This is a genomic window from Nitrosopumilus sp. b3, assembly GCF_014078525.1.
In the GTDB taxonomy this organism is placed as follows: domain Archaea; phylum Thermoproteota; class Nitrososphaeria; order Nitrososphaerales; family Nitrosopumilaceae; genus Nitrosopumilus.
The window spans coordinates 17,974-33,230 of sequence record NZ_MU078693.1 but is presented as its reverse complement, the minus strand read 5'-3'; the positions used below and the strand labels follow the sequence as shown (position 1 = coordinate 33,230).

The 15,257-nt window shown below is 37.2% G+C and carries 7 protein-coding genes; all 7 read left to right on the top strand.

Going from position 1 to position 15,257, the window contains the following annotated elements; translation table 11 throughout:
• The first annotated feature begins 36 nt into the window (after positions 1–36).
• The 7 genes from C6990_RS00140 to C6990_RS00110 all read left to right on the top strand — a co-directional run bounded on the left by C6990_RS00140 (position 37) and on the right by C6990_RS00110 (position 15,223).
• Positions 37–1,251 (top strand): threonine synthase, encoded by a 1,215-nt coding sequence (locus C6990_RS00140; protein ID WP_182127743.1) that lies wholly within the window; start codon positions 37–39, stop codon positions 1,249–1,251.
• The gene (locus C6990_RS00135) at positions 1,251–2,582 is read left to right on the top strand and encodes a ThiF family adenylyltransferase (RefSeq protein WP_182127742.1); all 1,332 of its coding nucleotides are present in this window, start codon (positions 1,251–1,253) and stop codon (positions 2,580–2,582) included. The genes C6990_RS00140 and C6990_RS00135 overlap by 1 nt, the downstream gene beginning before the upstream one ends.
• 215 nt (positions 2,583–2,797) lie before the next feature.
• Positions 2,798–8,074 (top strand): beta strand repeat-containing protein, encoded by a 5,277-nt coding sequence (locus C6990_RS00130; RefSeq protein ID WP_182127741.1) that lies wholly within the window; start codon positions 2,798–2,800, stop codon positions 8,072–8,074.
• A 111-nt stretch (positions 8,075–8,185) separates the two neighbouring features.
• The gene (locus C6990_RS00125; protein ID WP_182127740.1) at positions 8,186–9,157 is read left to right on the top strand and encodes a methyl-accepting chemotaxis protein; all 972 of its coding nucleotides are present in this window, start codon (positions 8,186–8,188) and stop codon (positions 9,155–9,157) included.
• Between the two features lie 31 nt (positions 9,158–9,188).
• Entirely contained in the window at positions 9,189–13,004 is a 3,816-nt protein-coding gene (locus C6990_RS00120; protein ID WP_182127739.1) for a S8 family serine peptidase, read from the top strand.
• Between the two features lie 43 nt (positions 13,005–13,047).
• On the top strand, positions 13,048–13,653 hold the full coding sequence (locus C6990_RS00115; protein ID WP_182127738.1) for a Rieske (2Fe-2S) protein: 606 nt from the start codon (positions 13,048–13,050) through the stop codon (positions 13,651–13,653).
• On the top strand, positions 13,637–15,223 hold the full coding sequence (locus C6990_RS00110; RefSeq protein WP_182127737.1) for a cytochrome b: 1,587 nt from the start codon (positions 13,637–13,639) through the stop codon (positions 15,221–15,223). Before C6990_RS00115 ends, C6990_RS00110 begins: the two co-directional genes overlap by 17 nt.
• Positions 15,224–15,257 lie beyond the last annotated feature (34 nt).

Genomic DNA, 15,257 nt, shown 5'->3' with positions numbered 1-15,257 from the left:
GATTTTTTATCTATACTTTGATGGAAAGAATTAGTCTTGACTAGAACTTCATTACAATGCAGGGAATGCAAAAAGGAGTATGAAAATGCATTCAAGTATATTTGTGATGAGTGCTTTGGACCACTTGATGTAAAATATGACTTTCCTACAATCACCAAAAATACATTTGCAAATCGTGAACATACCTATTGGAGGTATTTTGAATTACTACCTATAGAGAAAAAATCCAACATTGTCAGTATTGGAGCTGGAATGACCCCTCTAATCAAAGCTGATAATCTTGGAAAAAAATTAGGATTAAACAACCTCTACATCAAAAATGACTCTGTCAATCCTACATTTTCATTCAAGGATAGGCCTGCAGGTGTTGCAGTATCAAAAGCCCGAGAGTTTGTATTGTCTGCTGTTGGATGTGCATCTACTGGTAATTTGGCCTCAGCTACTGCTGCCCATGCAGCAAAGGCTGGATTACCCTGTCATGTATTTGCTCCAAGTAATATAGAAATGGCAAAAATTGCACAAGCATTGTCCTATGGTGCAAACTATATCGCAGTTGATGGTACATATGATGATGCAAACAGAATTGCTGCACAAATTGGTGATAGCAAAGGAATTGGTATAGTAAACATTAACATGCGATCCCATTATGTAGAGGGATCAAAAACATTTGCATTCGAAGTTGCCGAACAACTTGATTGGCAACTACCTGATCAACTGGTGATTCCAGTTGGAAGTGGTGCAATGCTTAATGCTATTTGTAAAGGCTTTGAAGAATTACAAACCGTTTCATTACTTGATGATGTTTCCAACATGCATATGATTGCAGCACAACCACATGGATGTGCACCCATAGTTGATGCATTTAAGAATAAATCTAAAGAAGTAATCCCAGTAGAGAATCCAGATACTGTAGCAAAAAGTTTAGCAATAGGCGATCCTGGTGATGGCAGGTATGTTCTAAAACGATTAGCCCAATACAATGGTTTTGCTGAAGAATGCAACAATAAAGAAATCCTTGATGCAATTTTACTGCTTGCACAAACTGAAGGAATATTCACTGAACCTGCAGGTGGGGTCTCAATATCGGTTCTTCAAAAAATGGTAGAGCAAGGAAAAATTGATGCAAATGATAAAGTAGTATGCTATGTAACTGGTAATGGTCTGAAAGCAACAGAATCAATCATGGAGGTTTTGAAGAAACCTGAAGTAATGAAAGCAGACATATCTGAAATCTCGGCGGTAGTAAACTAGTGGCAAACATCATATTCACAATACCTTCTGTGTTGAATCAAAGTGGAGGCGAGAAAAAGACTGAAATTTCAGCTGATTCACTTACTGATGCATTTACCAAAATTTCTGAGTTGATGGGTGATGATTTTAAGAGGCGTGTATTGGAAAGTGATGGAACACCCCGCTCATTGATTAATATCTATATCAACGGAAAGAATGCAAAATTCTCTGATGGCATGAAAACAGATCTAAAAGATGGTGATGAGGTTTACATTTTACCTGCAGTTGCTGGAGGCTCTGAAGAACTATCTGCAAAAGAACTTGATAAATTTTCACGTCAAGTAATGTTGGAGGAAATTGGTTATAATGGCCAACTAAAATTAAAAAATGCTCAAGTTTGTGTTGTTGGAACCGGTGGTTTGGGAAATCCCATTACATCAAGACTAGCTGCGATGGGAGTTGGAACTTTGAGAATTGTTGATAGAGATGTAATAGAATTATCAAACTTGCATAGACAAACAATGTTTGATGAGGGTGATGTAGGTCAAGTTAAAGTAGAAATAGCTGCAAAAAAATTACAAAAATTAAATCCTGAATGCAATATAGAAGCACTTGCAGTTTCTGTTAATGATTATACTGCACTTGAAGTTGTTGAAGGGTGCGATGTTGTAATTGATGCACTTGATAGTGTTAATGCACGATATGCATTGAATAAGGCTTGTGTGAAGTTTGGAATTCCGTTTGTTACAGGAGCTGCAGTTGGGGTTTCAGGACAAGCTTTTACTGTAATTCCAAAAGTATCTGCATGTTACTATTGCATGTTCCCTGATCTTAATGAGGATACAATGCCAACATGTAGTATTGAAGGTGTACATCCATCAATTCTTTCAATAGTTGGTGGAATTGAAGTTGCAGAAGCTGTAAAAATTATTATTGGAAAAAAACCATCCCTTTCTGAAAAAATTTTACACATTGATTTGGAAAATCTAGATTTTAATTCTGTTAAAACATTTAGGGCTGATGAGTGTCCAATTTGTGGAACAGGAAAACTTGAAGTTGTTCCAAAAGAGGAATTGATCTTGGAAGAATTATGTGGAAGAAACAGAGGAAAAAGAACTTACTCTATTACTCCTACTGACACATTTGATCTTGATGTAAATGCTGTAACTAACATTGCAAAAGAAAAAGGATTCATTATAGATAATCAAGGGGGACTTGGTTTGTCTCTAAGAACTAATGAGTTATCAGTAAGTTTTATGAAGAAAGGCTCAGCTGTTGTAGTTGGACCTAAAGATGAATCTGATGCTATTGCATTATACAAAAGTCTCCTAGGCAAAGAGATCAAGGCTTAAAAATAGCCTGTAATATTTACATAAATCAATTAAAATAAATGCAAAATATACAGATCATTAATATAATTTAATGATATTTAGAATTAAATTAGTAAAATATTATGAGAATTATAAAATAATTAAAAAATATATGAAATTATCTCAATATTTGCCTATATTGTGGACAAATTGTCCATTAGGCTTAAATACAAACTTTAAAGAAAAATGCTAATAACATGAATAACGAAATAGGACGTAAAATAACTAGTCTTACATTAATGACAATTATGGTTGCCGGTGGACTGACATTTGCTATTCCAGGTGTAATGCCTGCAGCTCATGCAGCCAACGCTAACCTATTTGTTTCCGCAGAAAACTCACAGTTTGATAACTACATGTCAGGACCTCAAGTAATTGAGGTCGTGATCATTGATTCAGATATTAACGACACTGATGAGGCAAAAGGTGAACCAGATGTTACTATTAACGGCAAGAAACTTAGAATGATTCAAGCAGTTGATGGTAACTGGTATGGTTACTTTGCAGACAGAAAACAAGCATCCATTGCAGACTCTACTGTTACTGGTGTATCAGGTCAAGGATTAGACTTTGGTACATTTTGTAACAACTCTGATACCACTGATGGTTACATCGGTTTCGATATTGGAGAAACTGTTGGTATAGCTATCCCAGCATCAGGTGCAGCTGGCTTCGGTCAGAACGGTACAGCAACTGGCGGTGCAATCACCGTCGCATGTACTGCCGCTGGTCCTGGACTTGGTGGTAACGGAACTAACAATGTTGTTAGAGAAGCAAAAGATCCAAATACATCACTAACAGGTGATGCTATTGGACAAATTGGTCTTGGTGCCGGTACAGAAACTACTGCACAACTAACTGGTCTGTGGCCATTCATCCAACTCTATCAATTAAACCCAACTGGTAACGTTGTTGTACAGTACAACAAAGGTGGTGGTGTTCAATCAACAACACTTACTTTTGATTCTGTAGATCAATTTGCCAGTGCAGAACTAGATAGATCAGTCTATACTAGAGATGCTCAAGTACACGTTACAGTTACTGATTTATGGTTAAACATAGATCCAACTGACGAAGACTCTTGGACATTTGGTACAAACTCTACTTATGATGCTTCAGATGTTGCAGCATCAGATAGTGATGGTGTATCAGTAAACTACCAAGTCTTTGATGAAAACGGTGTTGAAGATGGTGCAGGTACAGCAGGTGGTATAATTAACATTAAACCAACCCTACCTAATATGATGATAGAGGATAATGGTATCCTCATAGTCAATGTTAATACCCAAGGCTCAACTGCTAATGTTTTGACACTTCAGGACAATGATGACTCTGTCATTACTTGTACTAGTGCTCAATCAGCAGCAACTTGTGCCACCTCTACAACTGCAGCAGGTTTAGGTATTAGCACTCAGCCAGTCACAATAACTGAACAAGGACCAAACACTGGTGTTTTCGGAACATATGATGAATCAGATGATTCCGTACTCAAAGTTACAAGCACTGCCAAAAGAGGCACCTCTGCAACTATTGATTATAACGAAACTCCAGTTACAGTTCTAGTAGGATTTGAATTTGGAACAATCGATATCCAAAGCGTTGATGACGAATGGAACTCTGGTGAAGAGATTCCTCTAGTCCTCGTTGATAGTGATGCTAACAAAAACAGTAGAGTAGATGAAGATTTAGACCTAAATGATCCAAATGTATCATTGATCCCAGCACTACAAACTGGTGATCCATTTACACTTGGTGAAGTAGGAACTGGATCTGACACTAAAGCTCAATTTGTATTTGCTAACTTCAGTACCAACACAGTCGCTGCTGGAAATACATATGACCAGCCAAACACTGGATCAGCACTTGATGCTACAAATTTCGCCAATATTACAGCAACTACTACTGTACAAAAGTTCTCACAAAGAGCTATTGTACAAAATAGTACTTCCTTTAATATTGAGGGAAATAATGAGCAATCCCAAGTAAACGCAACATGGATCGATTTAGAAACAACAATCGCAGACTTAAGATCAACAATTAAAAACGGTAATAGTACAGCATCTCCACGTTTCCATGGATTTAACTTCCTTAATGTAGATGTTAGAAGTATGACTACTACCGGTACTCTTGATGTTTACTTACTAAACGTCACCGCAGGCTCCGAAATCATTGTTGGAACCTCTGGCGCTGGTAACCTAACAGATGGAACAATTGGTATCTTTAAGATTGCAGATGACATCAGCCCACAAAGTGGATTAGTCAATCTAAACTCCACAGCTGATATTGCAAGAGGATTATTTGAAACAAGTTTCACAACTTCAACAGATCAAATTGGTCTCTTGCTTGCATTTAGCGACGAAATAACCGTTGATGCAAAAGAATCATTTGTTGTTGACTTCATGTCTTTCGGATTCGAGAAAGATGGTTTGGCAGCAGGCACAAGAATTGCCAACCAAATTATCAGAGCCGAATTGGAAGAAACTGGTGATAATACAAGTACCTTTGAAGGTTCACTTGAATATATCATGATTAATCAGCTCAATGTACTAGACGCATCAACTTACACAGGCCTATCTCCAATTGCCAGTGATCCAACTTTCATTGTAATTGAAGATTTGACTGATGAGGATGCTCCAAGAGTCAATTATCTTGATCTTGGTGCAGATGGTGTATCTACACAAATAGCTGATCAAGAAGAAGCACCAAGTCACTCTGGTGTTGTTTCATTTGATGGAAATTCCTACAAAACTGCTGACACAGTTACAATTACACTTGAAGACTTAGACCTTAACGTAGACTCTGATCTTATTGATATCTATACAGTAGTACAAGCAGCCGGTGATCAAAACACTGATGCAGTTGGTTCAGGTAACGTCACAACTGGCGGTACCTCCATCACACTGTCAAACGGTGATGAACTCGGCAGACTACTTGATGTCACATTTGATGATCAAAGATGGACTACTCCAACAAATGCATGTCTTGGAACCTTAACTGGTGCATCATCTGATGATACCGGACTTGGTGCAACTGGATTTACTCTAGTTGAAACAAGCAAGGATTCAGGCGTCTTTGTTGGTGACTTCCAGATTCCAAACCTATGGTGTAGAGCCGATGCCACTGCTGCTGAAACAGTAACTGGCCTCGACATTGAAGTTAACTATGTTGACTTTAGAGATGCATCTGGTGAGGTCATTGAAGTTGGCGACTCCGCAGGAGTTCGTGCAAACACAGGATCAGTAAGTCTTGATAGAACTGTCTACCCAGTACCATTTGGTGTTGAGTCAGACTTTACAGCCCAAACAACTGAGACATCACCAAACGGAAGAGCCCTTTTCCCAATCCATGCAAGTGGAATGAACACTGCAGGTACAGCAAGATCTAGTACCAGTGGTGGAACCGGAACTCAAGGCTTAGACAGTGGTGAATTCTTAGCTGATGGTGACCTTACTATCCACGTTAGAGTTAACGATCCAGACTTTGATGTATCCGCATCTGGTGAAGACACTATTGCCCAAAACAGCACAGCAGGAGTAGGACCAGTGAAAGTCTCTGTTATCAGAGGTGCTTCACAAGTCACACTCGGTTATGCTGGTGGTCCTGATGCATTGGACGGTACAATTGATACTGACCAATCAACAACAGGCGATGCTCACAAATCAACAAGAGCATTTGGTCCAATAAGTGAAATTGCCCCAGACGCAGGTATCTTCGAAATCGATATCACAGTCAGATATACTGATGGCCCAGCAAGTACAACATGTCCAAGTACAACAGATACCTGGACTGCACTTAATGGTGCCACCACAACAGCAGAAACAGACAGATTTGATATTGCCGCAACATCAGGTGATTACTGTATCTTACAAGGAGACATTCTCCAAGTAGAATACACTGATCCAGCTGATGCATCAGGTGATGTCAATACTGTTACTGACTCTGCTACATTTGACCTAAGAAACGGTGTACTGCAATCCGACAAATCAGTTTACATTATTGGATCCGACATGATCTTGACCCTCATTGAGCCAGACTTAGATTTGGATAATGACCAGGCTGAGACCTATGACTTGGACTTGATTGAATGGGACTCTGATGCCGCTACTGTCACCATGGGTGACGCTGACGGCGAAGGAGCAACATTTGACCCAGAACCACTTAACTTTAGAGAAACAGGTGACTCTACTGGTATCTTCCAGATTGTTATCGAAATCCCAGAAGAATTAGATGGTGACAAGTTAGAAAGAGGAGAAGAAATTGTCCTCGAATATACTGACTGGGGTCCATCAGGAGCTGACTATGTAGGCAATGAAGATGAAGATGTCAACTTGACAATATTCACTTCTAACTTCGGAGCAACTGTAGAACTTGACCAAAAAGTTTACACATGGACTGACAAAGTCTATATCACTATTGTAGCACCAGATCACAACTTTGATAGTGACTTAGTTGACGAAATCGGTAACACTGATCTCGATCCAATCAAAGTCGCAACCAGAGGCGCTGATCTAGACAAGTATAAACTTGTTGAAACTGGAACTGACACAGGCATCTTTACTGGTGAGGTTATCCTTACTGGATTTACACATGATGCTGATGGTGACAGTACCACAGGTACTTCAGGTAATGATGTAGTAACCACAACTTCCTCAGGTAGTGGTCCAACAGATGGACTATTGTCTGCTGATGATGATGACGGAATTACTGTCTCCTTTGAATTCTCAGAGGATGAAACTGTAGTCGGTTCAGCACTTATCAGATGGAATATTGGTGAGGTTCAGTGGCTTGAAGCAAGTTATCCAGCAAGCGGAACAGGTGTTGTAAGAGTAATTGATCCAGACATGAACTTAGATCCAGAAGCAGTCGACAACTTCGATGTCGATGTGTGGTCTGACTCCGATGCCGGAGGTATTGACCTTACTGTAACTGAGACTAATGAGGCAACCGGAATTTACGAAGGTACTGTGTTCTTCACAACTACTGACGAATCTTCAGGTCACAGACTCAGAGTCGCAGAAGGTGACACTGTCACCGCAGAATATGAGGACAATACACTACCAGATCCGTACACAACTGCAGATGAACTTGATATTACTGCCACTTCACTAATCGGCACTGTAGTACCACCTCTCGAGAGAGCACCAGCTGCTAACTTGAGAACCGTTGATGCATTCGGTAACAGTTTAGATACTGTCTCCGTTGACCAACAGGTACAAATCAGCGCTGACTTAGCAAATGGTCAGGATAGAGAGCAAGCATTCGCATACTTGGTACAGATTCAAGATGGTAACGGTGTTACAGTCTCACTAGCATGGATTACAGGTTCACTATCTAGCGGTCAATCATTCAGCCCAGCATTATCATGGATTCCAACCGAAAGTGGTAGCTACACAGCAACCGCATTTGTATGGGAATCAGTTGATAATCCTACGGCATTATCACCACCAGTTAGTACAACAATAACTGTACAGTAAGAAAACTAGTTCACATTATCCTTTTTTTCTTTTTTTTGAATCCTCTTTAACGTAAGTTATGAATAATTTTTCCAGAAGTAATATCTAGGAGATAATTAACAATTAATTAAAATGAAATTTCAAATTCTCTTTTCTGTTTTAATTGTATTATTAATTATCAATACTCCGAACTCATTTTCAGAAGAACTGGAATTATTCACAAATAGCAAGGTGTATGCACCTTCTCATACTTTACAGGTTTATGGAAAAGGATTGCCTGAAGAAAATCTAATACTACGAATATTTGCACCTGATGAATCTATTGCAAAATTTGATCAAATAACAACCGAGTCAGATGGCTCCTTCAATTATGGATTACTTACATGGCCACAACCATCCACGAATTTTCCTTATGGTACATACACTGTAGAAGTAATTAGTACACAACAAAATGGAATATCCCAAAAAATCGATGTAAAGTTTTCATCCACAACAGAACTAGTTGATGTGCCTGTTGAAAGAATTGTAAATACTCTAGTATTTGCACCTGAAACTGCTGCAATTAATCATCCTATTCGAGTATTTGTGCAAACTACTAGTGATGGTCTCTTAATTGGAAATGAACCTTCAAAATTATTAGGAACTACACATGTACACCTGCCTTCTGGAATTTCCATTCCTTTATCAAATTCATTTAAGACTCTTCATCAGGGATTATACTTTGTTGATTATGTTCCAAGAGAAGAAGGAACTCATGTGTTTCATGTAGTTGCATTTAGTCAGGGAACAACATCGCATGGTTCTGCGGCAACTAACGTTCTAAGACAAGATCTTGGTGGAATTTCAGAACAAATTATCACATTAAATTCTATTCTAGATGAGACCTCAGAAGAACTCAATGTACTCAAATCAGAAATTGCAGGATTTGATACAACTTTAGATCGTGCAAGTGTTCAGATTGATGAAAATATTGGGACGATTTCAACTTCTGTTGAATTCATTACGGAGGCATCTTCTCAACTTAATGCATTAATGTTGCCAATTATAGCATCAATTGGATTAATTGTTGCATTACAGGTAACTATTCTTACCAGACGAAGATAGTTATAATAATACAAGTAAAATAAATTAACTGATGCCCAGAGCGGCTATTTTCTTTTCAATAGTTCTTTTCTCTTTTGTATTGACTAATTCGTATGCATTAACTCCTGGAGATTTAATTTTAGATAAAAATGAAAATAAAATTATATTTGATTCGGAAATATTAAAAATAGATTCTAATTTTTTTAAAGAAAACGATTTTAAAAGATATCTAATTTTTGGAGCAAACACACAAGATACTGATTTTTTAAAAAATAATTCATTATATGGAATTCAATCAGAAAATGGATTTTTTTATGTCTCGGTTCTTTCTGAACAATCAGCTACTAATTTGATTTCCCAAGGCTTCAATGTTATTGAGGATTCAAAATTAGATTTTCATTTGTCTGCAAATATAATTTCAGATTCTTCTCGAATTGGTGAGATCACAGGTTCCAGTATTGCTAAAAAAAAATATGATGCATCAGGAAATGGTACTGTAATTGCAATTGTTGACACTGGAGTTGATTTCTCAAATCCTGATATTCAACACTCACTCGCACGAGATAAAATCAATCATCCTATAATGCTTGATCCTGATGGACAGGGGATTGTTCTAACAAATGCAACTTTTTTTGCCTATATTGATAATAGCGAAATTATTAGAAATTACAGCAAACCAGTTCCATCAGAAATGACTTCATCAGCATATGTGACTAAAGATGGAGTTTTTCTAGATGTCTCTCAAGGTGGTAAAGGAAGTAAAATCCCAATTTACAATTCATTTTTTCCACAAATTGGCTCGTCCCCTATTTTTAATGGAACTTTAGACAAAGATATGAAAATTGGAAATGACAATAGAAATTATATAAAATCAAAAAGTGGTGTGTACCATCTCGGTGTTATTTATCAGGGAGGATTACAAGGACCTTTAGCTAGGATTCAAGTCGTACCAGTTCTTGTAGTTGATTCATTCATTTCAGGTGTTTATGACACCATGATTCCTGATCTTAGTACGTCGTGGGAAGATTACACTAGATTTGATCTAAAACCCGGTCAGAAACCAAATTATGATTTTGATTTTACTGATGAAAAGCCAATAGTGTTAGGTAGTGGCAAAGAATTCCTTGTTTATGATTCTAATAATGATGGAAAAAATGATTATAGTGCAGGAACATTTGGTGCACAAGTTCTTGATGTTTATGGTGTAATTAGAAATAATGTGACTGACATCGATGATACACTAAAGGCAATTAACGGTACATTATTGCCTGGATTAGATCCGGAAGGAAACTTTTTTGGGATAATGACTGATTTTATGGGTCATGGAACCTCCAGTGCTGCATCAATTACTTCTAGAGGTCAAGAAATCTATGATATCTATAACAATACCGAAAAACATTCTATTATTGGTGTAGCACCTGATGCAAAGATTGTACCAGTAAAAGCATTATGGTTTGGTGATACAGTTTATGGATGGCTATGGTCTGCAGGATTTGAAAATGAAGATCACTCTTGGAAATTTTCAGGTAAACCAAAAGTTGACATAATTTCTAATAGTTGGGGAGTTTCAAATTTCCCATCTTTTAATTCATCACCTGGAATGGATGTATTATCATTAATTCTCAGTGTACTTGTTACTCCTTATTCATTAGATGATGATTATCCTGGAATTACAATAATCTCCAGTGCAGGAAATTCTGGACATGGATATGGAACAATTGGGTTACCTAATGCATCACCTTTTGGAATTTCAGTGGGTGCAACAACAAACAATGTATTTGTTGGATATGGTCCATTCAAAGATCAACCACGATTTGGAAATACTACAACCCATCATGATCATGTTGTTGATTTTTCAAGTAGAGGTCCTGGAACCATAGGAGATCCAAAGCCTGACATAATGAGTATTGGTGCTCATGGCTTTACACCATCAAATGTAATCAAAATTAAAAAAGATTCCAAAGATGAATCTTTTTCATTATTTGGGGGAACCAGTATGGCAGCCCCATTAGTATCTGGAAGTGCTGCAATTCTAATGGAAGAATTGAAAAAACAATCCCAAGAATATGATCCATTTTTGATTAAAAATATTCTAATGTCAACTGCAACAGATCTACAAAATGATGCATTCACTCAGGGCTCAGGACTGGTTAATGTTGAATCTGCCTTGGATTATGTTCATGGAAATGATGGTATTTTCATAGTGCATAATGATAAATCATATGATAATATCAAAAAAGTTCTTGAGCCTGCAATTGAAAACATCAATTCAACTGCAATTGGATTTGAACAATTCCAACTCCCATCTCATTCTATTTCAATGACTAGTTGGTTTGGAGGTCAATTGAGTCCAGGTGATAGAACTACTGCGACTTTTACTGTTAATAATCCAAACAATGAAACACTTTCTATTAATGTAAAATCACAAACTTTGTCATTAATCACAAAAAATCAATTTGATGGGAAAACAATTCCACGACAGCAAGACTCTATTTTGAATAAAACTGATACATTCATTCCAAATTATGTAAAACTATCAGATGTAACCAATCATAAAACAGTTGGTGATTTTTTTAATGAACAAAATCCAATCCCTGATGATTCATCATTAATGATAGTAAATGTTAATTTTCCATTTAGTAATTTTATGAATAGTACATCTAAAGTATATGCAGACGATCTCAAAATTTCTTCATTGTATCTTTATGACTGGATTGATAACAACAATGATACAAAAATCACCAGTGATGAATTATCTATGATAAATAGAGCTGGTTCTTGGGGAACAGTTCAAGAATTAAGAGTTTCAGATCCTAATGAAAAATTTGATGGTATTCCATTAGTTGGAGTTTATCCAGTCCCTACTAGATATTCCTATTGGTTAGGTGACACAAAACAAAACTCTACCTCTATGGATTATACAATTTCTACAAGTTATTATCAGAAAGATAATTGGTCTATGTTGTGGCCAGAATCTGAAACACTATCTGTTCCTGCAAAAGATTCAGCTACTGTTGATGTCACATTGATAACTCCAAATGATCTTCAAACTGGTGTTTATCAAGGATTTTTAACATTTGAAAGTGATAGACATACTGTAAATGCCCCAGTATCTTTTGTGATCAAACAACCTGTAATTGAAAATGAAACTACGATACTGATTAAAGGAAAACAAAGTGATGACATACTTTATGGAAATGGGTACACCAAAGGTGCATTTGATATGGTTAATCGTTACATGGCAGGTGATTGGAGACAATATTATTTTGATATTCAAAATGAATCGATAAATTCTGGTGCAATAGAACTATCCTGGATTAGTGATGATACAAATCTTGCAGTATTTGTAATGGATCCCTCAGGCAAAATAATACAGACAAATGTTCCTTCAGGAGTTTTTGGTCATTTTCTTAAATGGCCTTCCCTTGATTGGTTGGGCAATTCTCTTTTCAGTCAAGGGGGTGGCTTTTTCCCTGTAAAAAATAAAGATGATACTTCAACAGTAATTTACGTCCCAATAAATCAAACAGGTACATACACACTTTTGACTCATTCAACCTTGTTTGGTGGAAATTCAACAACTGAATCAATTACACTATCTTCTAAATTCACTAATATTTCTCCAGAGATGTTGTCAAACAATCAACAAACCAAAGTTGAATCTGAAACTATGATTCCTGATTTGAAAGATGAAAATAAAACAACGCCTCAGAAAATCTCTGAAAATATATCTACTATTCAAACCAAATCTAATTCATCTACAGAATCTGATTCATCTTTTAGTACAGGAATTGCAATTGGTGTTATTATTGGAATTGCGATCGGAATCATGTTTATTTTCATCGTTAGACAAAAACCTCCTAAATAATTGAACAAGGTTTATAAGCAATTTGGCGAGTACGTCAGCTTGAATGTCAGAGCTTGGGACAAAAAAGTCTGGCGGATTATCCCGAAGAGACTTTCTAAAGTTAATGGGTGCCGCAGGGACAGGATTAGCATTTGCTCCGTTTGTCCCATTTGGTAATTTCATGCCAAATCCTAACCAGGCAACTCTTGAAAAAGTTCCAGTAATTTTGCCTGATGGCACTCAAGCAAATATCAATACTTATCCAATTAATCATGCAGAAGTTATCACATATCCATCAACTGGTGATGCTGCACTTGATGCAGAAGCTTTTCGTAAATGGCAATTCATTAGACTTCCTGAAGAATTAGGTGGAGGTAAAAAGGATACTACTTCAATTCGAGCTTATAGTATGATCTGTTTGCATCTTTGGTGTTTGTGGAAATATTGGCCTGATGAGGGAAGAAAGAGAGGAGAATGTCCTTGTCATGGTAGTATGTATGATCCTGTTACAGGAACAGCTTTTGTAGGTCCTGCATCTGTACAAGCTGCACCATCAAATACATTAGCCCAACTGACTCTTGAAATTGATTCAGACGGATTTGTATTTATTTTACCACCAAAGTTTAATGCAAATGATAATGGAGTGATTGGATATGGCCGTTTCGCTTGAAAGAAGAACTGGAGCCGTTGGCTTCCTTTACTGGCTTTGGGACGGTGTGGATAGAACTATCTTTACTGCAATCAAGTTTTCATTTCCTGCAAGATTTGTAAGTCCATTTGGATTTTTGGGAATGCTCACATTTACTGTGTTTATCATTCTAGGTGTTTCAGGAGCTCTTCTCATGTTTTACTATCAGCCGATTTTAGATAGGGCGTGGGATAGTGTTCAATTCATTAACGATGAAGTGCCATTTGGTTTTCACATAAGAAACATTCACTATCACGGTTCCAATGCAATGGTACTCTTAGCTGTTCTTCACATGTATTATCAATACTTTAGTGGAAGATACAAAATCAGAAATGAAGTTTTGTGGATGACTGGTGTGATTCTTGGTGTTGTTACAATTTTAGAAGCATTTACCGGATATGATGTAATATTTAGTGAAAGAGCAGAACTTGCAATTAGTATTGCAGCATCGCTTACAACATCAATTCCTGTTGCAGGACCGACGATTCGTGATGCGGCGTTGGGTAGTGGCTTTTCAGACTTTGTATTAAGATTCTATGCTCAACATGTCTTCTTGTTACCTATTGTAATGCTAGGTCTAATGGCAGTTCACTTCCCAAGGTTCTTGGTCTTTGATGTGCCAATGGTAATGGCAATTGGAGGTGCAATCCTAATCACTGGAGGTGTATTCCCAATTGATATGGGTTTCAAGTTTGAACCTACAGTACCGCCGGGTGTAACTGTACCTGAGTGGTATCTTACAGGAATTTACGCATTCATGAGGACTCAATATGACAAGTTTGTCACTGGTTTGCTGTGGCCGTTGTTGTTTATCATATCACTGGTGCTGATTCCATTCATAGATAGATACAAGAAATTCTCATGGCGAGACAGACCAATTATTACTGCATTTGGTATTACTAGCCTTGCTCAAATTATGGTTACTACCTACTGGGGATTCTATATCTCACCAGACGTATCTGTTCCACTAGTAGAGCGTTTGGTAATCGATCCAATATTCTTCTACTCTACAATGATATTGATGGTACCTCTTGGCTTTGGATTTACTTACATGATGATCAAACTTGCAAATGAAGCTGAAAGAAAATCAAAACTTGCAAAAAGTACTGGTCCAAAGAAGGTGGCAACCATAAATCTTTCAGAAAAATGGATTAACTGGTTACTAGTTGCACTTTTGGCATTCCAAGTATTCCTTAACATTGCAGCTTACAATGCAGCACTAATTGGCATGAAAAACATTTCATTATTCTTTGTTGGAATTATTTTGCTAGTATTTGCAGCATTCTTCCACATCTACAGATATGCTCTAAGTCAAGAAAAGAATGCACCACCACCAGCACCTACTCCAGTACAAGATGAAAAACCAAAACTTGTAGAACCTGAAGTATCTGCTGAACAAAGCAAACTTCCTGAAGGTGATTCTACACCACAAGGAAAACCTGAACCAAAAGAATTAGCTCCTGAGGTTCCAACACCCAAGACTCAGGCAGATTTAGGAGTTGGTGCAAATAATGATTCAAATGTTGGTTCTGGAGATCTTACAAAATCATGATCACAATAATTCTAAAGAAACTTTATAAGAACTT

Bases quoted from the DNA above. Each gene is read 5' to 3' on its own strand.
- C6990_RS00130 (WP_182127741.1), top strand. From the start codon at position 2,798: ATGAATAACGAAATAGGACGTAAAATAACTAGTCTTACATTAATGACA.
- C6990_RS00110 (WP_182127737.1), top strand. From the start codon at position 13,637: ATGGCCGTTTCGCTTGAAAGAAGAACTGGAGCCGTTGGCTTCCTTTAC.
- C6990_RS00115 (WP_182127738.1), top strand. From the start codon at position 13,048: ATGTCAGAGCTTGGGACAAAAAAGTCTGGCGGATTATCCCGAAGAGAC.
- C6990_RS00120 (WP_182127739.1), top strand. From the start codon at position 9,189: ATGCCCAGAGCGGCTATTTTCTTTTCAATAGTTCTTTTCTCTTTTGTA.
- C6990_RS00125 (WP_182127740.1), top strand. From the start codon at position 8,186: ATGAAATTTCAAATTCTCTTTTCTGTTTTAATTGTATTATTAATTATC.